Genomic DNA, 25721 nt, shown 5'->3' on the forward strand with positions numbered 1-25721 from the left:
TACTATAAAAACTATTATTTACCTACAGATTATTTATAAAATTTTATAGCATGATAACTATCAAGGCTTTGAACATTTTATCTCCTGGACTATTGATGATATTTCATATATGTGTTATACATATAAATATAAAAAACCGCACTCACTAATGGTGCGGTTTCCCCTCTTTATGCCCCTATCTTAACTTTTTTAATTCGTCCATTAAATATAAGATTACTTCTTCCTTCATTTCTGGTTCATCATGTCCCAAAATATAAGTATTAAAATCAATTTCCTTAATTAGTGAGATAAAAGATTCCAATTTATCCTTATCATAATGACCTTTATTATCATAGTGATCTTCACAATCGGCATCACCAATAAAAACCACTTTTTCTTCGGGTACATAAATCAATACCGAATCTTCTGAATGAGGTGCTTCAATTTCAGTTATTTCGCAATAAATTCCGCCTAAATCAAATTTTAAACTTCCACTAAATTCTATATCTGCAGAAATTACTTTTATATCTTGCCTGTTTGAATACTCCAGTTTGATACATTTGTCACACATTTTAATATCTTTACCTATTTCAAGTCTACTTTTCATATCATCATCAGACCATTGCCATGTTGCAACTTCTTTCAATTTATTATTTGTCAATTGTCCAGCAATTGTCTTTCCTTCTACTGAATGCATGCCAAATGTATGATCCCAATGCCAATGGGTAATCACTGTATAATCTGGTAATTTCAAACCTGCATTATTTAATTCACAATAAAATTTCTCTACATGTTTAGATGAATTACCTGCATCTATAGCCAATGAATATTTATCTCCTTTGATATATCCAATAACCGGTCTATCAGTTTCTTCTTCGGCAGGTAAATAATAAATTCTATTAGATATTTTTTTTAATTCCATAAGTTAACTCCCTCTTCTTTCTTATTTAAAAATATTTTACGTTTAGCTAGACATACCCTCTATTCATGCATATTTACGTATATTTAATATAATATCTATGCAGTCACTACTACTTATGATAATATTTTTCACTACTAAAGCCACTCCTAAGCTAAGTATATCATCACTTAAACAAACTATTGCTCTTTTTCTACTTCTTTTATAAACTCCCATGTTATTCCTTGATCTTTTGATTGATACAAGACTTTGCTATCCCCATTATAATCACCATCTGCTCCTTGTCCAACTAACATATTAAGAGTTCCCTCTTGCTCATAAGGCATGCCTGGAAAATCGAAAGGACTTATAGTTGCACCACCGTCTAATTTTACTTCATGAACCGGGAAGGATATCTGTTTATAAGATAAACCTCCATCTTCTGTACGATATAATTCTCCATTAGACCCACCGCTATGAGATAAACATAAAAATCCAAGCTTATTATTTATAAAAGTTATCTCTGATGCAACACCACTCATTCCTAAGAATGGATCACCATTTATCACTTCCCATTTTTCGCCACCATCAACAGTGCCACTTAAAGAATAAAATCTACTGCCTGCTGCTGCACCCGTAATATCTAAACGATAACCAACTTCCTTAGATAGGTAAAATTCTACATTATCATTATCTAATTTTTGCGGATCATTCTCACTACTATTTTCTTTTGGAACCGTTGTTGACTTACTCCAATCTGAGTTATTTTTCAAATTATATCTAACAGGAGTATATTCATTTTCTTTTCCTGGTACAAATAAAGATACAGTATATCCAATAATATTAGAAGTAACATCTATTGTTTGCTGTTCATTTCCTTCTTCATCAACATTCACAATTCCTTCTGTATTAAATCCCCAATCCCTTTTTCCATAATAAACCAATCCATACTCATTCTCATTCCACTTACTTACTGTATCCTTTATAGAAATAACCTTAACTGTACTAATTAGTGGTTCTAATAGTTTATCATCATTGTAATCAGAATTTACATTTCTATTTAACTCTACTGCAATATCCTTTGATTTATTCTTATCATAATAGATTAAATAGTTCTCTTCTTTCCCTTTATCACTCTTTCCATAGACAAATGTTTCAAATGATATGATTGTTCCATCTGAATTAAAATTAAGCTTAAAATTATCTGAGATATATAATTTATTTGGTAAAGTATATTTTTTCTTAATATCATTAAAAATACCTTCAACTCCATCTTCATATATATTATTATGATCAAAACTCACTGAATTTTTGTTTTTAATATCATCTATAACCCACGAAAGTTTACCATTATAATTTATTGCACTTTTATAAATCCTTACTCCATAAACTAATGTTATTGCAACAATAATTAAAATTGAAATATATCTCCATACAACTTTATAAACTAATTTTTTAGGCTCCTTTTCTTCATTTTTCATCTTTTTTATAGTTGTAATTGTGGTAAATATAATTATAGCTATAAAAAATACTGTGCATGCTAATAAAATAGAAGTATTGTTATTCATTCTTCCAAATTTACATATTGAAGCTAATTCATGACAACAAATCCAATATGTAATTATTAATATTGGATTTGTTACTAATGATATAAATAATCTTTTTATAATTTCCTTAACCATTCCATTTCACCACCATAATTTTTTCTATTTTTATTAACCTACATATAAATATACCTCATTTTTCTATATATGTATATTATTAATACATCATAAATTTATCATTATTTATAAATTAGTCTTCTTGACAATTACTTTCACTGAGCTTTTACTATCAAGTCTAGTCCAGAATTTTTGGACACACAAAAATAACATCCATCGTTGATGGATGTTATTTTATATGTTTACCTTATTTTATTCGATGACTATCAGCTCTAATACTCCCATCTTCTTCAAAATGGGACTAAAAAGCTGTTATGTCCCTGGATAACGATTTCCCCTAAAGGACGAAAGTTCATGTCTATGAACTCTACCAAGTTCACCTACTCTCATTGGAAAATCTCTATATGAATGAGCTTCAGATTTGTATACTAACATTCCTCCTGGACAATTCATTGGCTTTAATGCAAATTCTTCTTCATCAATACTTGAAGTATACATATTCTCTTTATAATGATCCCAGTGTCCTGAAACTTCCCACAATCTTTTATTAAGCATTATTGGTGTCTCAATCTCACATAACCTGCTTCTGCATGCAATTTTCTCCAAAAATCTATTAAAGTATTTTTAAGAACTAATCCTTTAGGTAATAAAAATGGAAATCCTATACCTTCATCAACAAAGCTAAATAATTTTCTGTGATCTCTTTTTTTAGCCTCCTCTAAATTATGCAAATGAGTTTCTATTAATGTTTTATTTGCAAAGGCAACACCATATATTCTCTGTAGCATCTTATTTTTTTCATTACCTCTCCAATATGCCCCAGCTACACTTGTTAGTTTAAAAGCTTTTACATACTTTGTAGATGGTATATGAGGTCCTCTACAAAGATCAATAAACTCGCCCTGCTTATATAGAGAAATTTTTTCTCCTTCTGGTAAGTCCCTTATAAGTTCAACTTTATAAGCTTCCCCTTTTTCCTCCATTAGCTTAATTGCATCTTCTCTAGAAACATCTATTCTCTCAAATTTAAAATTTTTTTTAATTATGTTATTCATTTCTATTTCAATCTTATCTATATCTTCAGCAGATAAGGGACTTTCAATATCAAAATCATAATAATAACCATTTTTTATGGAAGGTCCTATAGCAAGTTTCGAATTACTATAAATTCTTTTTACTGCTTGAGCCATAATATGTGCAGTTGAATGTCTAATTACCTCAACAGCATTTTCATCATCGTAGGTTAAAATATTTACCTAGTCATTATCTTTTAATTTATAACTTAAATCAACCAAGGTTCCATTTACTTCACCTACTATTGTTGATTTAGCTAAATTTTTGCTAATTGAACTTGCAAGATCATAAACATTAGAATCATCACAAATTTCTTTTATTGAACCATCTTTAAGTTTTATACTTATCATAATTATCACCCTCCTTAACAGAATTTATTGAATTAGTTATTATACGACAAAAAAGCATCCGTCCTACCTTGGGACGAATGCATAACATCCATGGTTCCACCCAAATTGAATTAAAATAATTCAATTCATCTCAAACTTTTTAACGGTATTTACCGATGGCATTTTACTAATATTAGCTAATCAACCATAACTCTAGTGTAGTTTTCTTATAGTCATATTTAGGAATGCTTACAGTCGGTGACACTCCCTCTCTGGAAACTGTACTCTATAATACTCGGCCCTTTCATTGTTCATTTTATTTTTAATTTTAAAGAGTTTTGTGCACTCGCTCTTGTTGAAATCAATATTACCACTTTTGTAATATGCTGTAAATATTTTTCTATTAATTTAGTAAATTTACTTTTAAATTCTTTAACTCAGCCAACAACTCATTATATTCTTCATCCAACGCTACTACATCATCCTTTTTTGAGGGCATGGATAACCTTCCAATAACTTCTGAAAGACGATTCTGTAATATGAAAATTTCATTTTCTATTTCTTCTTTATTATTATCTTTACATTTATTTTTATGTTTATCTTTATTATCTAGGCATTCCTTATAATTACCTTTAAACATCTCAATTTTGTGATTTTCTATAGTCATTATATGGTCTGCAATAGATTCTACAAATCTTCTATCGTGAGATACAAATAGTAGGGTGCTATGATAATCTTTAAGAACATTTTCTACTACCTCAAGAGAGCTTATATCCATATAATTAGTAGGCTCATCTAGTATAAGGAGATTTATATCTTGTAATAGCATTTTTGCAAAGGATACTTTAACTCTTTCTCCTCCACTTAATATACTTACTTTTTTATAGATATCTTCTCTTTTAAATAATAATCTTGCTAGTAGTATCCTAGCGAAAGTTTCATCCTTTATGCTACTTTCCGTTACATTTTCTATGATGGTACAGTTTTCTTTTAAGATGTCCATATCTTGGCTAAAATATCCTATCTTTGCTCCATTAGCAATTCTAATGGACTCATCACTATCCATTATCATTTTTATCAAAGTACTTTTTCCGCATCCATTAGGACCAATGAGTGCTACCTTTGAGGTGTTATATATACTAAATTCAGCATTATCTAGTATCATTTTCTTATCAAATGCCTTAGCTATATTTTTACCTTCTATAACTATTTTGCTATATAGCTTATTTGAATCTTGAATATCTAGCTTTATGAAGCCTAGCCTCAGAATTGCCCATTCGTTTAGGAGTAGTCTTTATACTTTTTACCCTTTGTTTTGCATCGGTAATTACACTTTTAAGTCGCTTCTTTTCTTTTATATACTCCTCATATTCAAATTCAGCTCGTTCTCTTTCCTTAGCTTTCAAAGCAGCGTAGTCACTATAATTACCATTATATATTTTTATTCTACCATCCTCTATCTCTAAAATATTATTACATAACCCATCTAAGAAGTTCCTATCATGGGATATAAGGATTAAAGCTCCTTTATATTTTTCAAAACTTTTTTCCATAAGCTCAATGCCCTCTATATCCATATTACTAGTAGGCTCATCTGCAAAAATCAACTGGCTATTCTGGCTTAAAGCATGAGCAAGTTTAAATCTAGTCTTTTCTCCTCCGCTCATGTTCTCATTCCATATACTTTCCACATTAAATTTAGAAGCCATTTCATCAGTTATTGATATACTTTCAGGTCCTTCTAACTGAGATATATATGAGTATCTTCCGTATAACTTAACACCGCCTTCATCTGGCTGCAATCTTTGGCACAATATATTAATCAATGTAGTTTTACCTACTCCATTTACACCTACAACACCTATTCTGTCCTGTGAATAAACCTTTAAATTTTCTATATCCAATATGGATCTATCACCAAAACTTTTTTTAATATTACTGCATTCAACTAATAACAAAAAATCCCCTCCTTATAACTTGGAGAGGATAGCATCGCAACTATATCATAACCTTTAATCTGCACTAAATAAAACCTTAAAATATATACAAAAATAACAGTATATATTAGGATTCAAGTCATAATTAAGATTAATAACACATTATATTGACAAACTATCAGCAGTTACAAAAACGCTATCCACTCACAAAATCAAAAAAATGCATAACAATAAAGCCTTTCTTTAGACCTCATTTAATCTTTGATTTTTCATAAACAAAAGTGAATTATATTCTCATCTCTGCAAATACCTTGCCTTTCTTTAAATTAAACTTCTAACATTCAATTATAATTATATAAATAACACATATGGCTGTCAACTACCTTAACTCCAAACCTACCTCTACAATCTATATGAAAATATCTCCAAAATACTTTTATATTCATGTATAATATATATTAATTAATATACATTTGTCTTTGTGGTATTAACAAGTTAAAAATTAAATTCAAAAACATAAAATATAAAAGGAGTCAGCTATGTTAAAATATAAATGTTTAGTCCTTGATCATGACGATACCGTTGTTAGAAGTACACCTGAAATACATTTTCCAGTATTCAAAAATACATTATCTAAACTTCGTCCAAATACAGGAATAACTCTAGATGAATTTATGATGTACTGCTTTGATCCTGGATTTAGCTCTTTATGCTTCGATATTTTGAAGTTTACAGAGGAGGAAATGAAATATCAACTTACTACTTGGAATGAGTATGTAAAAAACAATGTCCCTGCTTTCTATACTGGATTCGAAAGAATTATTCAAAGACAAAAGGAAGAAGGTGGACTAGTTTGCGTTGTCTCTCATTCTTACAGTGAAAACATAAATCGTGATTATTTAGAGAATTGTAGTCTTGCTCCAGACATGATTTTCGGATGGGAACGCTGTGAAGAAGAGCGTAAGCCTAATCCATATCCTCTTCAGGAAATTATGCGTAAATATAACCTTAAACCTAATGAGCTTATAATGATTGATGATTTGAAGCCAGGCTTTGATATGGCAAGGAGTTGTAATGTAGATTTTGCTAGTGCTGGATGGTCACACACAAATAGCTTAATTATAGGATTTATGAAAAAAAACTGTGATTATTATTTTAATAAGGTTAAGGATCTTGAAAAGTTTTTATTTGAATAACATTAATCACAAAAGTCAATGAATAGATACCTTTTCCTAAAAACTGTATTACAATAAAATAATAAATACCTCTGCCAAATGCTTATGGCAGGGGTATATTTTTAGCGGGAACAAATAATCTTTAATAGTTTCTACTGAAAGACTATATTTTTCAGATAATTCATCAACTACAATACCAGATTTAAAGTATCCCCTAATCTGGATATTTCGGTTCATATTTTAATGATTTGTTTTTGTAAAGTTAATTTTTCTTTTAATACTCAACGCTTTATTGATAGCCTCTTGAATAAATGGACTACAACATTTACCTAGAGGATTGTTAATTTCACACTTTCCGCTCTTCATTGCTCCTGTAAGCCTTATAATATCTTTTATATCTTTTGCTCCATTATTAACAACAGCATTTATAATTTGTTGTTCTGTAACTCCATTACAATAACATATGTATTTAGGGTTAGCATCTTTTTTAAACCATATAGGCACTTTCACCTGCTGTTTGCTATATGATGTCCCTAAATGTGGATTAAAGTAAACAATATTACATTCCTCATTAATACAAATAAAGTAATTATGATCTTTTATTTGTTCTACAAATTCTTCATTAACTAAATGTTTTATGGTAGTACTTTCCACTTCCATTCCATTACTATTGCATACAGGACAAAGGCTATCATTTTCTACTTCCCAAGTAGAATTTTGTTCACTGCCTCAACATGATTTTTTTAACTCTTGCTCTTTCATAATACATTTCCCCTCCTCAATGCTATTTAATTACCATCCTATTTTCTACAAAAAGTTTTTCTCTAACTAAGTTTTATTACTTCATACCTAACACCTTTAAGTTTACTCTTCTCATCCCTTATTGCTTTATCAATCATTCCAGTTAGCTGTATTAAATTATTATCTCTACATGTCATATCAATTCCAATGATTAAGATTAACTTAGTCAAATCTAAAATTTAGAGTGTCACTTATATTATACTGATTTATTAAATGTATTTCCATATAATAAAAGAGCTAGGTTTAACTAGCTCTATCAACATATTATCCTTTTTCATGCGTCTTTTTACTATGTTTGCTTCCAAAATTATTTGATTTCTTTTCTTTTTGCTATTGGCTTGCACAAGAACAGTCATATTTTTCACTCATTACGTTTATACTTCCTTGTAAAAAATAAAATTTGCTAAAATCTATACAATTAACCTCTAATCCCTTATCATCTATAATATATCTATTCATATTTATCCAACTCTTACATTTATCAATGATAATTGCATCACTAGATACCACATTTTCTTTTGTTTCTAATACACTATCTACATTATTAATATTCTCTACTTCTATTTCAAATTGTAAACTTTCTAGTAATTCTAAAATTTTCATCTTCAATCTCCCTGAATTTGAAACTGGCTTATCTAAATAGAATATAGCTTTATGAACTTTATACTCTACTAATTTTTCACCTATTAGCTTAATCGCCTTATCAGTTTTATCTATAAGTGAATACGAACCTCGAAGTCCTGCTAAATCTCTTATAGTTCCATCCATTGATTTTATAATTAGTGAATTAGATAGTGCAACTTCTAAAGTTATTATTGTATTAAAACCATCTATATGAATTGTTTTCCCTGATAAAGAATCAGTAACTACTTTAGATTTTCTATTTTTAATATCTTCACTTTTGGATATTCCCCTCACTAAGGCAAGCCTCTGCCTTTCAGATAAAAGATAATGATTTCCTACAAAAGTAGATGCTCCCTTTATCTTATAACCACTATTTAGTAGATACAATAAGTCTTCTCCTGCTTTATATAATTTATCCCTATATTCATCTACGAACTCCTTTTCATCCCTTGGAATATATCCTCTTCTAGTAGTCTTACTCATTATTTTCACCTTACTTTCAACAGTATTATATGTCATTATATTATGGTGTTGCACTTTAAATGGCTTTTCCTACTACTCTTCATTTCCACCATTCATTATGCTCCACATTATAATGATTATTCATACTAGCATTATGGAGTTTGTTAAAATTGATAAATACTTTAATATGTGTTACTATTAGACATTAACTAAAGGATGAAAGGTATGAGTAAATGAATTTTAAAGAATTAGGAATTAGTACAAATTTAATAGATATATTAAACAAGTCAGGAATAAATAATCCAACTGATATTCAAATAGAAAGTATTCCATATATTAAAGAAGGAAAAGATGTTATAGCTGAAGCTCAAACTGGTACAGGTAAAACTTTAGCATTTCTATTACCTCTTTTTGAAAATATTAATCCAAACCTTGATGATACACAAGTGTTAATATTGACTCCAACCCGTGAGTTAGCCATTCAAATTACTAACGAGGCCTCTAAATTAGCTGAGGGCATAAATATAAATATCTTAGCTGCTTATGGCGGAAAAGATATTGGCTCCCAGTTAAATAAGCTTAAGGGAAGCATTCACTTAATAATAGCTACCCCTGGAAGACTTCTTGACCATCTTGAGAGAAAATCAATCAATTTATCTAAACTTAAAACCTTTGTTCTTGATGAGGCAGATCAAATGCTACTTATGGGTTTTAAAAATGAAGTAGAAAATATAATTAAACATACTTCTAAAAACCATCAAACATTATGTTTTTCTGCTACTATGGATTCTTCCGTTAAAAAACTTGCCTATAGATATATGAAAGATCCTATTGTGGTATCTGTAAAAAAAGAAAGTATAACTCTTTCTACAATAAATCAAGAAATTGTCGAAACTACAGATCGCTTAAAGCAAGGTTCCCTCTTCAAAGCTCTTGAAGAAGATAATCCCTTTATGGCAATAATCTTCTGCAGAACTAAAAGAAGAGCTGATGCTCTTGAAATGGCTATGTGTAAAAGAAAATTTAATTGTGAGAAAATCCATAGCGACGTTCCTCAAAATAAAAGAGAGAGAATCATGAAGTCCTTTAGAAATGCGGATATTCAATATCTAATTGCAACTGATGTAGCTGCAAGAGGTATTGATATTTCATGTATTACTCACATATATAACTATGACATTCCAGAATCTCCAGAAAGCTATATTCATAGAATTGGTAGAACAGCTAGAGCTGGTGAAAGTGGCTATACTTGCTGTTTTATGGATCCTAAAGATACCAATTCACTTGAAAAAATTGAAGAAAAAATAGGATTTAAAATTTCTAGAAGAACTATAGATTTAGCGTAACTTGAAGTTTAACATAATATAAAATAATAAGGTACTATGGGATTTATTTCCTTCAGTACCTATCTTTAAATTATATTTTTTACATTTATATTAACCCAAGTTTAATTCCACTCTTCTCATTCTCAATGATTCATAGAATTTAATAGCATCTTTATTAAACTCCCATACAATCAACTGTAAAGATAAAGCTCCTTCTGATTTAGCATAACTTGCAACATAATCAAAAAGCAACCTTCCAATACCATTCTTTTTCTTACTAGCTTTAACACAAAAATCATCTATATAAGCAAATGTCATTGGTCTAAGTATCTGAATGCCTCTATGAGCCATAATTTTCACAATGCTATATGCTACTAACTCTTTATTATTAAGATTTTCTACTACAAATACCTTTGTGTCACTGGCACTTAATAAATCATAAAAATGTTCCTTTATCAAAGGAGTATCGACATCCACATAAACATCAAGTCTGTTTTTAACATGTAAGCTATGTACTTCCTTAACAAGATTATTGATTTCAATACAATCGCTTATAATTGCTTCTCTTACTTGAAAATTCATATAAAACCTCCTTTCTTTATCTTTGTCTACTAAATTATAATTTGATTTAATTCATCTATAGTTTGAGTTCATTATCTATACTTCTTCACGATAAACAAAATGCTTTATTTCCTTTGAATTATTTAATAATAACTCTTTGGCATTTGTGGGATATAGCTCAACATTTAAAATATCTTTCAAATCCACCCATGAAAATTCAAGTTTAAATGAGTCATTATCTATTTTTTCAATTCCATAAAATTCTCCATGCAATGGAATTTGTGTATCCTCAGTTAAAGTAACTTTATAAAATAAGTTAATTTGATGACATGGTTTATCTCCCCAAGGAAAGAAAATTTCACCTACCCACTTTAAATTCTCTACCTTTATGTCTACACCTATTTCTTCTCTAAATTCTCGAATTAGAGTCTCTTCGCTTGTTTCTCCCAAAGAAACATGCCCCCCTGGAATTGCATATCCTGCATCACTTATAGGGTGTTGAAGTAAAATTTTATTATTTTTAATTAATAACCCTGCAACTCGATAACTAAAAACAAAGTCATCAGTTTTAAACAATATATCTTGATTCATTAAGGTGCTCCTCCTAATAATATTATATAAACAATACTTCATAATATTCCAATAAGACTATAAGTTATTCTTACTAATAATTACTTCATAGACCTGCTTTACTATAGCCTCTACTGATAATGAACCCTCTATTATAAAATCAGAATTTAGTTTAATTGAATTTAACGCTTCTAAATAACCTAATCTTCCACGCGATAAATAAACATCTAAATCTTTCCTTATATTCTCAAAAGAAAATTCTTTAAAATCTCTCAGTATACGCCTAGCCATGGCAATATCCAGAGGTGTATCTATAAATATTGTCAAATTTATAGATTTACTCATTTTATTATGTTTATAAGCAAATGGATAATCAAGTATTATGTAGTTTTTTATTTAATCCCGTTGTAATAGTAGTCTTTACACCACCTGATACTGCTGCTATTGCAATAACTAACGTCTTCTTAGCATCCATTGTAATCCTCCAGTTCTTAATTTATATTTCAGATATACTTTTATTATCTTGTTATAATTTAATCCATTCAATTATATATTCGCTAAAAAACTTATATTTCTCTTTTTATATAATTTTACTGCATAGTTTCAATATTACCCGTATTACACATTATTAAATAAAACTTTCAAATTTCTTGGAATTACTTCATACCATTGATCAATCCCTAGCATATGCACTTTTGACTTAAAATCCTCTGAAAAAGAATCAATTGGTTTTCCTTCTAATAACATATTGGTTTCCTCTTCCGAAAAAAATATATCCTCAATAATTTTCTCTTTTTGATCCGAATTCATTGGACAAATGCGTTGGCAAGTCAAACAATCATACAAGGTGTGATGGGCAGTTATAGGAATCCAATCAGGAAACTCACCTGAAGATTCATTGATGCAAGATAAACATCTTTTATTATTTATTAAAAATCTATCTTTGAGAATGGCATTAGTTGGACAATTAACTAAACAAAGATTACATTTGGTGCAAACATCAGCATTTCTTACTTCTCCCCAGGTATCTTTCTCACATTTCATATCTGAGAAATATGCTACATATGAAAAATTGCTTCCCAACTCATCAACATAAGTGATATTATTACGTCCATACTTTGCTAGCCCACTATGAACCCCTAATCTTTTTAATGGAAGATTATTTGCAATCTTAAGAGAAAAATCATTTTCTCTTAAAAATTCTTTCAAATACTTTTCTACCTTATTGAAATTCGCAGTTACTAGACTTAAAAAAGTTTTCTTTTCCCCTTCTATGCTAAAGTTAACTTTAGCATAGAAGGGATGGTGGACTGCAATAAGAATAATAGAATTTACCTTGAAATCTTCTTCATTCACATCATATTGGTACATTTCGTTTACAATCCACTTTTGAAAATTATTAAGCTCTACTTTCTCCTTAAAGTCATTAATAATATGTTTTAATTCTTTTAAGTGCTCTATTGGAATAACATTTAATCTGTCACCATGTTCGATAGCAATATTTTCTATTTTGCTTTTCAAAGAAATTACCTCTTTTCTAATACAGTTTTCTAACACACACTCGTGAAACAAGACCTAAATATCTTTGATAAAGTTTCAAATGGTATTACTTGATTATCAAATACTTGTAGTGCGCCTTTTGGTGTAATTTTATATTCCGATAACTCATCTTTATATTGAAATACTTTATCTGCAAAAATATTTATATGATCATTGAATACACGAATAACAATAGTTGTTTTATCTATATAGAAACATGGAACTTTAGTCCACATTTTTTCCTTTATATCAGGAACTATATTGTGAATTGTATTTCTAATAGACTCCAATCGTTTTTCTTTTTCTACTCCATAACTTGCAAAATAATCTGAAACTTCTTTACCCATAATTCCCATAATTTCCTCCCGCTTTTATACTTAATAGTTTGACTATAGAGTATACTCACACTGTCAAAGTAATTTTTCATATAATCTAAACCAATTCAATCCATAGTTTCCAAGCCCTAAGTCAACTGTATCAATATATTTAAAACCACATTTCTCATATAGTTTAATTGCAGGTATATTACCTTCATAGACATCCAATCTAATTGATTTAGCCTGTGACTTAATACTATGCTCAATAGCAAAATCCATTAATGCTTTACCTACACCACATTTCAAAAACTTTGGGTGTACCACAAATGTATATACAACAAAAACATCTGAATAATCAGATTCAAATCCCCATTCTGCCTTATAATATGCAGATTCAGGCTTGTGGCTTAAAATAACAGAACCAACTATTTTCTCATTATGTTTTGCTACATAAAGATTATTATGTTTAACTCCATCAATTGCATTTTGCCGTACAGGATATATCCCCTTTATCCATCCAGGATAGTTTACTCCTTCTGCTAAATGGTCATTTAAATCGTTATAAAGCTGTTCTAACTCATCAAAATCATCTGCTTGTCCTAGTTCAAAAATCATATCCATATGTGTACCCCTCCAATCAACATAAATTTATCTTCATTAGTCACTTTATCCAATTAACCATTCCTCTTTCAAAATTGCATAGTGAACAACGTCATAGAAAACGTCTTTGACTTTTACCTCCTGTATACCGGTTCCTTCATATTTCATTCCACATTTCTGCATAACACGACCAGAGCCTTCATTTCCTATATAATGTGTAGCTTCAACACGATTCAATTCTAATTGTGAAAATGAAAAGTTTAATATTAGATTTAAAACCTCTGTCATATAACCCTTATTCCAATAATCTCTATTCAAAACATAACCAAAATCTGCCTTATTGTGTTCAATACATAGTCTTAAATCAATACATCCAATACACTTTTTCTCCGTATCTAATTCAATTGCAAAAACCCCATTTTTATTAATGTAATATTTTTCTACTACTTCCTCTATTTCCGACATATCCTTATATGAAGGCCATGTTAAATATTTTGTTACAACATCATCACTGGCATACAAAAAAACATCATCTATATCATCTATAGTAAACGGTCTTAAAATTAACCTCTTTGATTTTAAGAATAAATTTTCTCTTAAAATTTCATTGTAATCAATCACGTTCTACACCTCACTAAAATATTCTTCATACATCTAGTAATTAATCTCCTTCATTAATTCCAATAAGTTCTCTGTTATATTTCTTTTTAAATCACCATATTTTTCATCTGAGTATTCATACTGACTACCATATCTTTGTTCCTTTGGATAAAAATAAGATGGCCTGCACTTATTCTCTTCAGGTTCCCAAGCATAACGTGCTTCAATATGTGCATGTAAATAGTGATCTAAATTCATCAAAATAGAGTAATTAATTCTTAATGGATTACATGCTTTTATAATGGCGTCTCCTATTAATGTCATATCAGTTAAATACTGAGTTCTTTCCTCTAAAGATAATTCATTTAGTGAACTCGCTCTGGGATATCCAAGAAGAACACAATATCCAGGCAGAAATTGATTATCTCCTATAACAGCAAATCCACTTTTCATTTTTACCATTACTGTAGGATTTTCACCTCTCTCTGCAGAACCAATCCTATCATTTTTCCAACTATCCATAATATATCTCCTACATACCTATTTTATAAATCTTATTTACTTCATAATTTACTTCATAAATTTTTATTCATGTTATTTTTTACTTTATACTTTTAATAACAAATTCATGGGTACGTTCCTTTATAAAACCTATCTTCTCATATAAGAACCTTGCTGAATTTCCTTCAACTACCCAAAGAGTTACCTTTGTGCATCCTCTATCTAATAATTTATTAACAGCATAGCTTACTAATACTTTCCCATATCCTTTATGTTGATGTTCTACTCCCACTGCAACTGAATCTATTTCATTACCTTCTAGCCTAGCAGCTGCTACTATTTGATTATCATCACGTAGTAAAAATATATTTTCTGCATTTTCTTTGTACTGATTTCTCTCTTCTTCACTTGGAAGGCTCAATGTAGATTCTAATCCCACGGATAAGCGCATTTTATGAAAAGATTCACTTAAAATCTTTTGGCACTCATGATAATACTTATCTTCATAATTTATAATTTCAAGGTTACCTACTGCCAATTTACCACCAGTGTAAATCATAAAATTGGAATTAAACCAATGGTTGTACCCATTTTTATATAAAAATGATTTTTCTAGTTCATTAACTCTAAAATCACAGACTACCTCCTCAACTCCAACAACTCTCATGTTATCCTCTAAGGACTTTAAAAGCATAGTTCCTATACCTTCTTTTCTTTTTGACGGTTTCACATATAGAGTCATACTAGTCATTTTACTTACTCCAGTAAATACACCTACACCAATAACTTCAGACTCAACTTCAACAATAGTCCCATACTGTGGCCATCTGCCTAAACATCCAATTATATCTTCTCTTGCAAAATTATTATCTGAAATAAGATCAACTATTGCCGACTTATATTCACTTTTATACTCTTTAACACGTAAACCCATAATTTAATATACCCTCCAAAAACATTTACTGTAAAAATGATACTCTACTATTTATTTAGTTTTATTCTTCTATTTCTTATTTACATTTCATTGATTTATAAAATTAATATCACATTTATTAAACCCACTATTATATATACGTGAAAAACTTTTATATTCCTCTTTTTATAAGGTTATGCTTTATTTTACATAATTCTAATATCCTTGAACCCAATTTGACATATAACAAAATAAAAAATAAACTTCAGTAAAGAACTATACTTCCCTGAAGTTTATTTACATAAATATTTATTACTTTTAAGTTATCCTCGTAATTAAGATTTTCTCTACCTAGATTATATTTCCTTAGATTCGCAGCATTTTTTATACTTTTTACCACTACCACAAGGGCAAGGATCATTTCTTCCCACCTTTATTTTTTCTAAATTAACTCTTATTGAATTATTTTTTTCTGCTTCTGTATATCCATTATATTTCCAAGTTGGAATCTTTCTGCAAACTTCATATATAGCATTAATAATTTCATGTTCTATAAATTCTGGTGCAGATAGTTGTTTAAGGACCTTCTTAATTAATTCTTCCTTACCCCCTAATTGATAAGTTTCATATATAAATTCTAGTAACTGTTCTATACCCTCTCCTGGTATATCATAGTTATCATTAATAACTTTCACAAATCTTTTATAGTTATTTTTATCACCTATGTAATCTCTTCTACTAGCCTTAAGCAACTCATTTTTTGTAAGTTTTTTATAATCTTCTGTTACTCCTTCTAATTTAAGAGCTTCTAATTCTTCTACATCACATAAAAAACCATTTAATCCATAACCATCATCATAGATATACTCAGCACAAGTTTTTTCTCCCATAGCTAAAATTTTATCTACTTCTTCTAACTCTAAATCTATCTTTGCATCCTCAGGTAATCTTTCTATAAATTCTTCTACAGAAATACCTCCATAATAAAAAAGCATTCCTCTAAATAATTTTATTATTTCTTCATTCTTATCTATGGATTTCTTATCAATTTCAGGTATAACTTTAAGAACCTCTTCTGGTGCACAAAGATATAATTTATCATCACTTTCAGCAATATATAATATTCCCATTTCTTGCATAAATATAGAGTTTTCAGACTCATCCATATGGCCACTTATAGGAATAATTCCATCATTTTTAAGTATTTTTTGTAAAGAATCGTAACAATCCCTATCTACATATTTAAATACTTGTAAAATTACTTGTTCGTAATCCATAGCAATTTTATTAATCAAATCATCTTTTTTATCAGCTGACTTAAATTCAATATTTAATTCATTCATTATCTCTTTTAAAGTATCCTTTGTTTCCACTTTTAGGAGTTCCTTTAAATCTTTAGAACACTCTCTTTTCAATGCACTTTTTGCTGTCTTTTGAATTCTCTTAAAGATAATTTCATCTACTAACCCTGAAATTTCAGTATCCACATCTTCTAAATAATTTTCATCCTTAATATCATTATCTTCATGTCCAAGGACGCTTGTTTCATTAGTAGTTTCATCTGTAACTTGTTTTTCACAGAAATAAGATTTTTCTTTCATTGTTCCCTCCTGATTTATCTTTATGTTTCGTAAACTATTTTACTAGAATAAGTCTTTAATTTCCATTGTTCTAAAATAGTTAATTCCTTATTTAATAAATTATAACATAAGACAATGACACTTTTAATATCATTGGCTTATGTTATAATATTATGTCATCTTTTCCACAGTTAAATCTTCTTAATTTCTTTCAACTTATTAAAGTTAATATCAATATATGGCACTCGATTCTCGATATTATATCTAATATTTTTCAAATACTCTTTCTGATACTCATTGAGCTCGTTTTTTCCCCATAGTTTTAAAATAAAGTTATAGGAGCAAATCCTTCTATATTCTAAAAATAATGGTATTTTATCTATCCATTTTTCTTCAATTTTATTTTCTTGTAAATATCCTTTTAAAAAGCTTTCAATAAACCTAACTCCAAACTCTACACGTTCTTCTATACTATTCATAGGAATTGTTTGTAAAGAATGATAAATAGCAATTGCAATATCACAAACATACCAATGATATAAGCAATCATCAAAATCAAAAACAGTTATGTTATCATCATTAATAAAAAAATTATATTGATGAAAATCATTATGAATCAACCCATAAGAGTCCTTATCCTTAGGAAAAGAATTCATTTCTTTTATTATTTCACTCCATATATCATAAATAACATAATCTTTTTCATCGACTGCATATTCTCCTATAAAATTAAGATCTTCATTCCATTGTTTCCTTATAATTTTTCCTTCTTTCGGTCTGTAATCCTTTGTTAAACAATGAAATTTACCCATTGTCTTTCCCCATTGATAAAATAAAAATTCATTCCACTCCTTACTATTATCTACTCTTGGAAGATGTCCTTTAGCTTTTTTAAATACTGAAACAAAGCTACATTGATCATTATCATATATAACTTCTACAAGTTTATTATTTATAGATGGAATAATTTTTGATACATTTCCTTGCATATGATATAGATAGTTTACATAATCCATTTCGGCTTCATATTGTGACAAATTACAAAAAGGTTGTTTTGAAATTCTTAAAATATATGCATTGTTTTCATTTTGTAATTCATAAATTAAATTGGCAGAATTACCAATCTCATTAATATTAACTTCTAATATATTTAATTGAAAAAGTCTAAAAATCTCATTTAAAATTGAGTTGTTATTTTCCCTCATTTTTCCTCCCCATTTACAACGAATTAAAATTTGATACTCCATCATGTACACGTCTTTCAGGTTTTCCCTTGTCAGTAAAGTAATTAGAAACGTACTTTTTAACAATACTTTCAACCTTTTTTCCATTTCTTTTATTCTAGGAATTTATCATCACATCAAACTATAAACTAATTGTAAATCGATAAAAGTAATACACACAAATTATTCATTCTTAACAATGTCATAGCCTTACTTTGTTATAACCTTCTAATTAAAATACCTTTCATATTTGCTGAATCATTATGAGTATGATAAATCTTTTCTTTTTCTTCTTCAGTACATCCAATTAATATTTTTATTTCAGAATCCTTTTTTGTTAAATCTACAGTACATATTATGGCATCTATTTTTTGTTCCTTGTCTGTTCCTTTCCAGACATCAATTCCACCACCATCCATTGATGTGGTATCATTTAAGTAACCATAATCTACTTTATAAAGAAACTCTGGATATTTTGGATGCGTTGTTCCCTTTGGTCTATCAATAACAACTTCCGATTGTTGCACAAGCTTATCTAATGTATCCCAAAATTCTACGTTATATTCCATAAATCAGTCCTCCATTTATTATAAATTACTTCATCTACAAACCACACTTACATTCTATGCTCCAAAGGAATATTCATCTATTTTTCAAAATCACCAATAATCCAATATTTAATTAAATACGTTCATCTGTAACAATATGTTCAACAGTATTACTAATACATGTTAATTTTTCCGCAAAGAAACTTGGATAAGCTAAATAATCTCCCAACTTTTCAATAGGTAGCCAATGCATATATTCACGGCCGCCTTGTGAATAACTATTACTATTGAGTTCTTGACTTCCTCTCGGCTTCATTAAAAAGTAAAAGGCTATTTCATGACACTTTAACACCTCTAATGATCCTGTCCCATCAAAAAAGTTCTCATGAATAAAGGCTAATCTTTCAATCTCATATTCTACTCCTGTTTCTTCAAAAACCTCTCGTTTTACTGCATCTTCTGCCTTTTCTCCCAGATGAACACCGCCTCCAACGGAGTAATAATAATCGTCTATTTCATTTTTCACAAAAAGTACATGTCCATTTTCTATAATAATTGCTGCTGCTCTATATCTAAACCATCCATTATCTTTTTCAAATCCACAATCCATTTTAAACCTCCAATTAAAAATTTATTTATAGTTAAATAGTTATATATTTTTATAGTTTCCTATATACCTATACAAATAGTTATATATATAAATAATTCTTTATGTCAATATTTGTATACTTCTCTATGTAAATAGTTTTCTACATATATATTTATCTATTTTCATAGGTAAAATCTAAGTATATTTTTTAACATCTAAGTATATTCCTTAATGCTTTAAATATTAAAATGCAGAAATTATTTTAGAACTTAAGTGACCATAGAGTAAATTATTCTTGTTATATTTATAATTGTCTAAGATTAATCTGATCAAATATGAATTGTGAAATTCTCAAACTTGAAAACTCCAGCACCTTGATGCAAACAACCTTCTTTTTTAATTTTAGAGAACCCTTGATTAATTTCATCAACTAAATTAACCCTAATATCTAAACTGTGATGCCCCGGTAAAATTCTTTTAATATCTAGTGTTCTAATCTTTTGAACTGATTGCATGAAGTCAGTAGGATTTGTTGTAGGGTAAAAGGCATCTAAAATTCCTTTATAAATTAAGTCACCTGAAAATAAATATCCTCTTTTCTTCTCGTAAAAACACATATGACCAGGAGAATGTCCAGGTGTATGAATTACTGTTATCTCTCTTTCTCCAATTTGAATTTTTTCACCATCACTTAAAATAAAACTTGGATTTCCTTGAAATATTTCATAATTACCTATGGTAAAATCACATGGGAAGTCACAAGGATATTTTATTAAATTATCCTTTACTACTCGAAGAGGAATAGGAAATTTTTTTATTATCCAATCTTTTTCTTTTTCATGGACCCCATATTTAGAGAAATGTTTATGACCACCTATGTGATCCCAATGAATGTGAGTTGAAATAACCTCTACTGGTAAATCTGTTATTTCATCGATTATATTTTTTATATTTGCAACCCCAAGCCCTGTATCAATTAAAACACATTTATCATTTCCAATTAACAAATAACAATGAGTTTCTTCCCAATGCTTATATTCACTTATACAATACGTAGTATCGTCTAGTAACTCAACTGTAAACCAATCGGTTTCAATAGCCATTTATTATATACCTCCCTTCAATATATTGCACTAAGCTCTATATCATCATCAGAAAATTGCAATTCTTTATCATATATAAAAATTCAATCCAAGCTTTTTTGACAACGTTAGAATACACTATAGGATTGAATCAAATGTATTTTCCTTTATATTAGGTAGCAAACTATAGATCGATCTTCCGATTTTTCCCTCAAAATATTTTTTAATTTCAAAAGTTGACTTCCACCTTGGAATTGTATATTCGTTAACTCCTCCCCTTAATGCCATTTCTACAAGTCTTTTCTCGATTAAAACAAATCCATTTGGTAGTGATAAATAATCACATAATTTTATTAATTTATCATAATCAGTCTCCTCTGTACATGATAAAAACTCCTTGGTAAAATTATATTCTTCAATTGTACCATCCCATTTACCCACAATAACAACCTCATTATTATATTTAAATCCAGTATGGCTTATACAAGTTCTAGCTACTAAATCATACCCTTTCTCAACTGCATAATTATATCCATCTATACCATGCCTCATACCGTGCATTCCTTCTCTTCTTCCTATATCATGCAATAACCCTAAAATATATGCTAATTCAGGATCTAAATCATCTGTCTGCTCTGCTATTAGTTTTGCTCCTTCAGCTACATTAATTGAATGTTCCACCCATTTACCTGGATTGAGTTTTTCAGCCTCTTCTAAAATCATATTTGCTTCTTCTAATGTAGGTACACCTTTTTTATAACAATATTCCATACTTATCTCTCCTTGTAAAAATTTTTTCATCAAAAATACAGCCACTTATAAACCTATAAATTGATTATACGACAATAAAAGCAAATTTAAAATAAAATTATTACATTCAACCCAATATTTTGAAATAAGACCTTCTTAATTTTAACTATGTATTTACCCTAATCATATATGCCATTTGGTTATATCTTTAGGTAATAGTATGTAAATGTTGTTACATGAGTTACAATAACTCGATCTTTGAAACTGAATAGAACTGTATTGGAAAATATGTTATAATGTGTATATTAATTTAACTGAATCAATAAGATATTATTATGCATTCTTAATGAATAGGAGTGAATTAGAATGAAATTATGGAAAAAATACAAGCATGTTATCATCCTATTTGGTATATTTTTATGGATTTTAGCTAAACTTATTGGAATTCAGCAATGGGATAGAGCCATATTAATGATAACTATTCTATTGTGTAGTATTGATGATATTATTGGATATGCAAAAAAAAATGGCATTAAAAAATTTGCTATTTTGATTGGTGTATTTATAATTATATGCTTATTAACATCACTGATATTTATTAAAATATCCCTTAGCTTTCATTTATCACTAATTTCAAAAACAGTTATTATAATTTTAGGATTAGTCATTGATTTATTTATCATAGGTTATACAATGAAGAAATTAGGAACAACTATCTAATTTTTTAGAAAATTGAGCTATTGAAAACAACTAGCACTTAGCCATTAAACAATAAGAGCTGTCAGGGATGACAGCTCAATATAAATTTATACACATTTCTATTTACACTTGGTTAGTTTAGCTAGAAGCTCCAAGAAAACGATGGTTGTTTTGGGTATGGCTGTGATTTAACAATTCTTGCAATACCCATATATTCATGTGTATAACACTGACATTTATAATTATATTTAAAATCAGAGTTTTTACAATTATTCTTATTGTACGTTTTTTCCTTAAACATGATAATCCCCCCCTTTCATTAATGAACAAATTTTCTTGCCAATTACACAATATGAAAAATAGGTTAAAAAGTTACTATAATAATTAAAGTAAATAATAACTATCACTTATATGAGGAGGAATATAATGAAGTTTTTGAGTCCATTAATAGTGGTTTCTGATATAGAAAAATCAAAGTTGTTTTATCATAAAGTGCTTGATTTAAAAGTTGTTGAGGATTTTGGCGCAAATGTGACTTTAACAGGAGGTATTGCATTGCAGACAAAAAATTCTTGGTCTACTTTTGTTCATAAAAATGATAGTGAAATTGTCTTTGGGGGAAATGACGCAGAGCTATATTTTGAAGAAGATAATTTTGATTGCTTTATTCAAAGACTTAATAACATGACAGACATTAATTATGTACATTCCATGATAGAACATTCTTGGGGACAGCGTGTTGTTCGATTTTATGACCCTGATAATCATATTATTGAGGTTGGTGAAAATATGACTATGGTTGTCAGCCGATTCTTAAATAGAGGTTTATCAATTAAAGAAACTGCTATTAGAATGGATGTACCAGTTGATTATGTAAAATCTTTCTTGGAATAGATTATGAATATAACGTATAGTAAGTTAATTTCAGAATCTTAATAAATGATTAAAATATATATTAAAATAAATAAAAATACCGTATTATTCATAATGAATATGCGGTATTCTTATTTCACAATTCAAATACTTCCATATTAATATTATTTTTCATATCATACAAAATGTCATTATATATGTTCCAATCAAATTAAATATCTATCAAAAGGGGTTTAAATATCAGTGATACACAAAAGCATTTCATCAATTTATTTTTCTACTGAATTACAGTTTCTCTATTTCTAATTTTGTTTATAATATAACTTCCAATAAAAACGAAAACTATATCCATTATCATCCTAATAAACAAGTCTAATATGTTAGCATTAAAAACAATTGGCATAAAGAAGTTAAATGCAAATAAATCAACACCCAAAATTACAAACCCAAATATTAAAGACTTAGTAATAATACTTTTACTCTCTATTAAAGGATTTAAATAATCAAATACTAATCCAATGGCAATACTAGTTCCGATTACCTACGCTATATAAGGTATACTAGATTTATTAAAGGAAGAATATATGCAGAAAATTGTATACTGGATCATTCTTCCTATAAAAAATAGTATAGTAATAATCCCCATATTAAATAAAGATTGTTTTGTAAGTTTATGCTTTTTAGTTGGAGATGACATTGCTATAAATCTACCTAATAATACTCCCATAAAAATTAGCGCAACACTATCTACAATAGGATACGTAATTCTATCAATATTTGCAACATACGGTAGAGGTTCCATAAGGTACATTGTCCATAACAATGAACATGATATTCCGAACTTCAAACCTTTAATTATCCTATTACCACCCATGCCGTTATGTAATATAAGGAAAATTCCTACAATTATAGTATAGGCAAATGTACCATATACCATAAATACAAGGGGCATGGTCCCATTATTCACGAAGATGCTTGGTGCAAGAATAGTCCGTTGCCCTGCAGGTATAAGTGCCTGTAACATTGCTCGTAGTATCGTAGTTAAGGTACTATTAAAACTAATTTAATTGTTTTCATTTTATTGTATTCCCCATATAAATAATACTCATAAAAATTTAACTGTAGGGTATGATCATTTCACACTCTTTACTTTCGCAAAAATAAATCTTTCCGCTTTAACCCATTTGCTTTAATAGATTGTCTCCATCCCATTTCTGCAGCAAACTTATAGGCAACTCTTGGAAAATTTGCTGTTATAAATATATTTTCTTCTGAAGTAGACTTTAAAATATTATTTGCAATTTGTTTTAAAGCTTTCTCCAAGTTTTTCTTAGGTCCATTACCAATAGGAACATTTTTTAAGGATGGGAGCATTCCACCTGCACCAATTCCAACCCCTTGTCCCCACTTAAGTCCTGATTTTATACACCAATTTTCCATAATTTCAATGGCTAATTTATTCTGATGACCTTCATAAAATCCACAGTTTACTAAGGAATAAACCTTTATTTCTTTTTTATTTAAAGTTAGGAGAAAACTTTCTAGCTCAGCAAGACAATTCAACAAATGAGATGGAATTCCATCTACGTATAGAGGAAAAGCAAATACTAAAGCTACACATTCTACTAAATTCTTCATTTCTTCTGTACTCAATTGTGGCTTTCTAAAGTGATGTTCAAAAATTATATTATCCTGTTGTTCTAAAAAAATTTTCAATTCTTGTAAGACACAATCAGAAGCACTATCTTTAATTTTAGGACTTCCATTAATAAGAGCTATTTTCATAATATCTGTCCCTCCATCTCCTCAATACTATTAACAAATGAAATACTACTAATATCACAATTCAAATTAATAGAATTTGCTTTCATCAATTTTTCACCAGTTTGTTTTTCTTTTTCTGTTATATTCTCACCGTAAAAACAAACCTTCATATCTATATGATTTTTGTATCTTCTCCGATGATGCATTTCTCCATTTCTTATTACAAAATAGGGATGGATATAAGAAATGCTTCGATCTAACACATTTTTTACAAATGGACTAAATCCACCATAACAACATTTACTAACAATAATAATCTCTTTACACTTTGCCAAATACTCTCCCATATCACCATATTTATCTCGTATTACACAAGCTGCTGGTGTCTTTATCCAGCACCCAAAACAGCCTATGCAATGGTGTATAGTTCCATCATCTGAAATAACCATTGTATCATCTAATTGATTAGGAAATATCTTTTTAAAATCCTTACTTTCTAAATCATGTATCAATAACTTCATTTTTCAATGCTCCTTTCTTATATCTAATATACTTTCCTAACAATCTTATTATTTCTATATAATTATGACTACACTTATCTTTTTAGTTCTATGTTTAATAACTTTTTCATTGTAAAAAACTTAATACTAGACATAATATATTTTGGAATTTTTCTTCAAAAATTACATTATTATCAGAATCATATACGAAAACTTAATATAGTACAAAACCTCTTTTAAAAACTTT

The 25721-nt window shown here is 28.8% G+C and carries 30 protein-coding genes, 1 pseudogene and 1 other annotated feature; of the genes and pseudogenes, 4 read left to right on the forward strand and 27 right to left on the reverse strand.

The genetic code is table 11. The features are described from left to right. Positions 1-175: 175 nt before the first annotated feature. From ABDZ93_RS18570 to ABDZ93_RS18590, 5 genes and pseudogenes are all read right to left on the reverse strand, one after another. A complete protein-coding gene (locus ABDZ93_RS18570; protein ID WP_343828006.1) occupies positions 176-901 on the reverse strand; it encodes an MBL fold metallo-hydrolase in 726 nt (241 codons plus the stop codon). Between the two features lie 176 nt (positions 902-1077). Next, positions 1078-2559, reverse strand: coding sequence for a beta propeller repeat protein (locus ABDZ93_RS18575; protein ID WP_343828007.1), 1482 nt, complete (start codon positions 2557-2559; stop codon positions 1078-1080). 324 nt (positions 2560-2883) lie between these two features. Further along, positions 2884-3962 (reverse strand): annotated as a pseudogene (locus ABDZ93_RS18580) (TGS domain-containing protein); the annotation flags it as partial. A gap of 66 nt (positions 3963-4028) precedes the next feature. Next, positions 4029-4258 (reverse strand) — a binding site (T-box leader). Between the two features lie 86 nt (positions 4259-4344). Further along, positions 4345-5106 (reverse strand): ATP-binding cassette domain-containing protein, encoded by a 762-nt coding sequence (locus ABDZ93_RS18585; RefSeq protein WP_343828008.1) that lies wholly within the window; start codon positions 5104-5106, stop codon positions 4345-4347. 58 nt (positions 5107-5164) lie between these two features. Next, positions 5165-5899 carry an ATP-binding cassette domain-containing protein gene (locus ABDZ93_RS18590; protein ID WP_343828009.1) on the reverse strand — a complete coding sequence of 245 codons (735 nt, stop codon included), beginning with the start codon at positions 5897-5899 and terminating at the stop codon, positions 5165-5167. A gap of 518 nt (positions 5900-6417) precedes the next feature. Between ABDZ93_RS18590 and ABDZ93_RS18595 the strand changes: the two genes are divergently transcribed. After that, positions 6418-7074 (forward strand): HAD family hydrolase, encoded by a 657-nt coding sequence (locus ABDZ93_RS18595; protein WP_343828010.1) that lies wholly within the window; start codon positions 6418-6420, stop codon positions 7072-7074. A 219-nt stretch (positions 7075-7293) separates the two neighbouring features. On the opposite strand, the gene ABDZ93_RS18600 is transcribed toward ABDZ93_RS18595, so the two are convergent. The 3 genes from ABDZ93_RS18600 to ABDZ93_RS18610 all read right to left on the reverse strand — a co-directional run bounded on the left by ABDZ93_RS18600 (position 7294) and on the right by ABDZ93_RS18610 (position 8961). Further along, complete coding sequence (locus ABDZ93_RS18600; protein ID WP_341255978.1) at positions 7294-7815, reverse strand: Csac_0668 family 2Fe-2S cluster-binding (seleno)protein; 522 nt, start codon at positions 7813-7815, stop codon at positions 7294-7296. 62 nt (positions 7816-7877) lie between these two features. Continuing rightward, positions 7878-8024, reverse strand: coding sequence for a hypothetical protein (locus tag ABDZ93_RS18605; RefSeq protein WP_343828011.1), 147 nt, complete (start codon positions 8022-8024; stop codon positions 7878-7880). A 160-nt stretch (positions 8025-8184) separates the two neighbouring features. Continuing rightward, entirely contained in the window at positions 8185-8961 is a 777-nt protein-coding gene (locus tag ABDZ93_RS18610) for a DUF434 domain-containing protein (RefSeq protein WP_343828151.1), read from the reverse strand. 212 nt (positions 8962-9173) lie between these two features. Between ABDZ93_RS18610 and ABDZ93_RS18615 the strand changes: the two genes are divergently transcribed. Next, the gene (locus ABDZ93_RS18615) at positions 9174-10286 is read left to right on the forward strand and encodes a DEAD/DEAH box helicase (RefSeq protein WP_343828012.1); all 1113 of its coding nucleotides are present in this window, start codon (positions 9174-9176) and stop codon (positions 10284-10286) included. A 90-nt stretch (positions 10287-10376) separates the two neighbouring features. Here the strand turns inward: ABDZ93_RS18615 and ABDZ93_RS18620 are convergent, their stop codons facing one another. The 15 genes from ABDZ93_RS18620 to ABDZ93_RS18690 all read right to left on the reverse strand — a co-directional run bounded on the left by ABDZ93_RS18620 (position 10377) and on the right by ABDZ93_RS18690 (position 21659). Then, on the reverse strand, positions 10377-10847 hold the full coding sequence (locus ABDZ93_RS18620; protein ID WP_343828013.1) for a GNAT family N-acetyltransferase: 471 nt from the start codon (positions 10845-10847) through the stop codon (positions 10377-10379). A 75-nt stretch (positions 10848-10922) separates the two neighbouring features. Next, positions 10923-11417: an NUDIX hydrolase gene (locus tag ABDZ93_RS18625; RefSeq protein ID WP_343828014.1), complete on the reverse strand. Its 495-nt coding sequence runs from the start codon at positions 11415-11417 to the stop codon at positions 10923-10925. 57 nt (positions 11418-11474) lie between these two features. Beyond that, positions 11475-11741, reverse strand: a complete 267-nt coding sequence (locus ABDZ93_RS18630) for a nucleoside/nucleotide kinase family protein (RefSeq protein ID WP_343828015.1) — start codon at positions 11739-11741, stop codon at positions 11475-11477. A 273-nt stretch (positions 11742-12014) separates the two neighbouring features. Next, positions 12015-12917, reverse strand: a complete 903-nt coding sequence (locus ABDZ93_RS18635; protein WP_343828016.1) for a 4Fe-4S double cluster binding domain-containing protein — start codon at positions 12915-12917, stop codon at positions 12015-12017. Between the two features lie 29 nt (positions 12918-12946). Next, positions 12947-13291 (reverse strand): DUF1801 domain-containing protein, encoded by a 345-nt coding sequence (locus ABDZ93_RS18640; RefSeq protein ID WP_343828017.1) that lies wholly within the window; start codon positions 13289-13291, stop codon positions 12947-12949. Positions 13292-13345: 54 nt separating this feature from the next. Next, positions 13346-13873, reverse strand: coding sequence for a GNAT family N-acetyltransferase (locus ABDZ93_RS18645; RefSeq protein WP_343828018.1), 528 nt, complete (start codon positions 13871-13873; stop codon positions 13346-13348). Positions 13874-13918: 45 nt separating this feature from the next. Further along, positions 13919-14473: a GNAT family N-acetyltransferase gene (locus tag ABDZ93_RS18650; RefSeq protein ID WP_343828019.1), complete on the reverse strand. Its 555-nt coding sequence runs from the start codon at positions 14471-14473 to the stop codon at positions 13919-13921. Between the two features lie 33 nt (positions 14474-14506). Further along, the gene (locus ABDZ93_RS18655; protein ID WP_343828020.1) at positions 14507-14974 is read right to left on the reverse strand and encodes an HIT family protein; all 468 of its coding nucleotides are present in this window, start codon (positions 14972-14974) and stop codon (positions 14507-14509) included. Between the two features lie 79 nt (positions 14975-15053). Beyond that, complete coding sequence (locus ABDZ93_RS18660; RefSeq protein WP_343828021.1) at positions 15054-15887, reverse strand: GNAT family N-acetyltransferase; 834 nt, start codon at positions 15885-15887, stop codon at positions 15054-15056. A 335-nt stretch (positions 15888-16222) separates the two neighbouring features. Continuing rightward, positions 16223-17467 carry an SEC-C metal-binding domain-containing protein gene (locus ABDZ93_RS18665; RefSeq protein ID WP_343828022.1) on the reverse strand — a complete coding sequence of 415 codons (1245 nt, stop codon included), beginning with the start codon at positions 17465-17467 and terminating at the stop codon, positions 16223-16225. A gap of 170 nt (positions 17468-17637) precedes the next feature. Then, entirely contained in the window at positions 17638-18651 is a 1014-nt protein-coding gene (locus ABDZ93_RS18670) for a phosphotransferase enzyme family protein (RefSeq protein WP_343828023.1), read from the reverse strand. 236 nt (positions 18652-18887) lie between these two features. Next, a complete protein-coding gene (locus ABDZ93_RS18675; protein WP_343828024.1) occupies positions 18888-19238 on the reverse strand; it encodes an inorganic pyrophosphatase in 351 nt (116 codons plus the stop codon). Between the two features lie 112 nt (positions 19239-19350). Further along, complete coding sequence (locus ABDZ93_RS18680) at positions 19351-19827, reverse strand: NUDIX hydrolase (protein WP_343828025.1); 477 nt, start codon at positions 19825-19827, stop codon at positions 19351-19353. A gap of 308 nt (positions 19828-20135) precedes the next feature. Next, a complete protein-coding gene (locus ABDZ93_RS18685; RefSeq protein WP_343828026.1) occupies positions 20136-20909 on the reverse strand; it encodes an MBL fold metallo-hydrolase in 774 nt (257 codons plus the stop codon). A 117-nt stretch (positions 20910-21026) separates the two neighbouring features. Further along, positions 21027-21659 (reverse strand): HD domain-containing protein, encoded by a 633-nt coding sequence (locus tag ABDZ93_RS18690; RefSeq protein WP_343828027.1) that lies wholly within the window; start codon positions 21657-21659, stop codon positions 21027-21029. Positions 21660-22004: 345 nt separating this feature from the next. On the opposite strand from ABDZ93_RS18690, the gene ABDZ93_RS18695 reads away from it, so the two are divergent. Both ABDZ93_RS18695 and ABDZ93_RS18700 read left to right on the forward strand, forming a co-directional pair. Beyond that, positions 22005-22358 carry a hypothetical protein gene (locus tag ABDZ93_RS18695; protein ID WP_343828028.1) on the forward strand — a complete coding sequence of 118 codons (354 nt, stop codon included), beginning with the start codon at positions 22005-22007 and terminating at the stop codon, positions 22356-22358. A 405-nt stretch (positions 22359-22763) separates the two neighbouring features. Further along, positions 22764-23231 carry a VOC family protein gene (locus tag ABDZ93_RS18700; RefSeq protein ID WP_343828152.1) on the forward strand — a complete coding sequence of 156 codons (468 nt, stop codon included), beginning with the start codon at positions 22764-22766 and terminating at the stop codon, positions 23229-23231. A gap of 256 nt (positions 23232-23487) precedes the next feature. On the opposite strand, the gene ABDZ93_RS18705 is transcribed toward ABDZ93_RS18700, so the two are convergent. The 4 genes from ABDZ93_RS18705 to ABDZ93_RS18720 form a co-directional block, all read right to left on the reverse strand. Beyond that, positions 23488-23613, reverse strand: coding sequence for a hypothetical protein (locus ABDZ93_RS18705; RefSeq protein WP_343828030.1), 126 nt, complete (start codon positions 23611-23613; stop codon positions 23488-23490). A gap of 138 nt (positions 23614-23751) precedes the next feature. Further along, a complete protein-coding gene (locus ABDZ93_RS18710) occupies positions 23752-24177 on the reverse strand; it encodes a hypothetical protein (RefSeq protein WP_343828031.1) in 426 nt (141 codons plus the stop codon). Between the two features lie 179 nt (positions 24178-24356). Next, the gene (locus ABDZ93_RS18715; protein ID WP_343828033.1) at positions 24357-24995 is read right to left on the reverse strand and encodes a hypothetical protein; all 639 of its coding nucleotides are present in this window, start codon (positions 24993-24995) and stop codon (positions 24357-24359) included. Beyond that, positions 24992-25495, reverse strand: a complete 504-nt coding sequence (locus tag ABDZ93_RS18720) for a flavodoxin family protein (RefSeq protein WP_343828034.1) — start codon at positions 25493-25495, stop codon at positions 24992-24994. Before ABDZ93_RS18720 ends, ABDZ93_RS18715 begins: the two co-directional genes overlap by 4 nt. Positions 25496-25721 lie beyond the last annotated feature (226 nt).

Origin of the sequence: Clostridium subterminale (assembly GCF_039521425.1) — a bacterium.
GTDB classification, from domain to species: Bacteria; Bacillota; Clostridia; order Clostridiales; family Clostridiaceae; genus Clostridium_J; species Clostridium_J subterminale.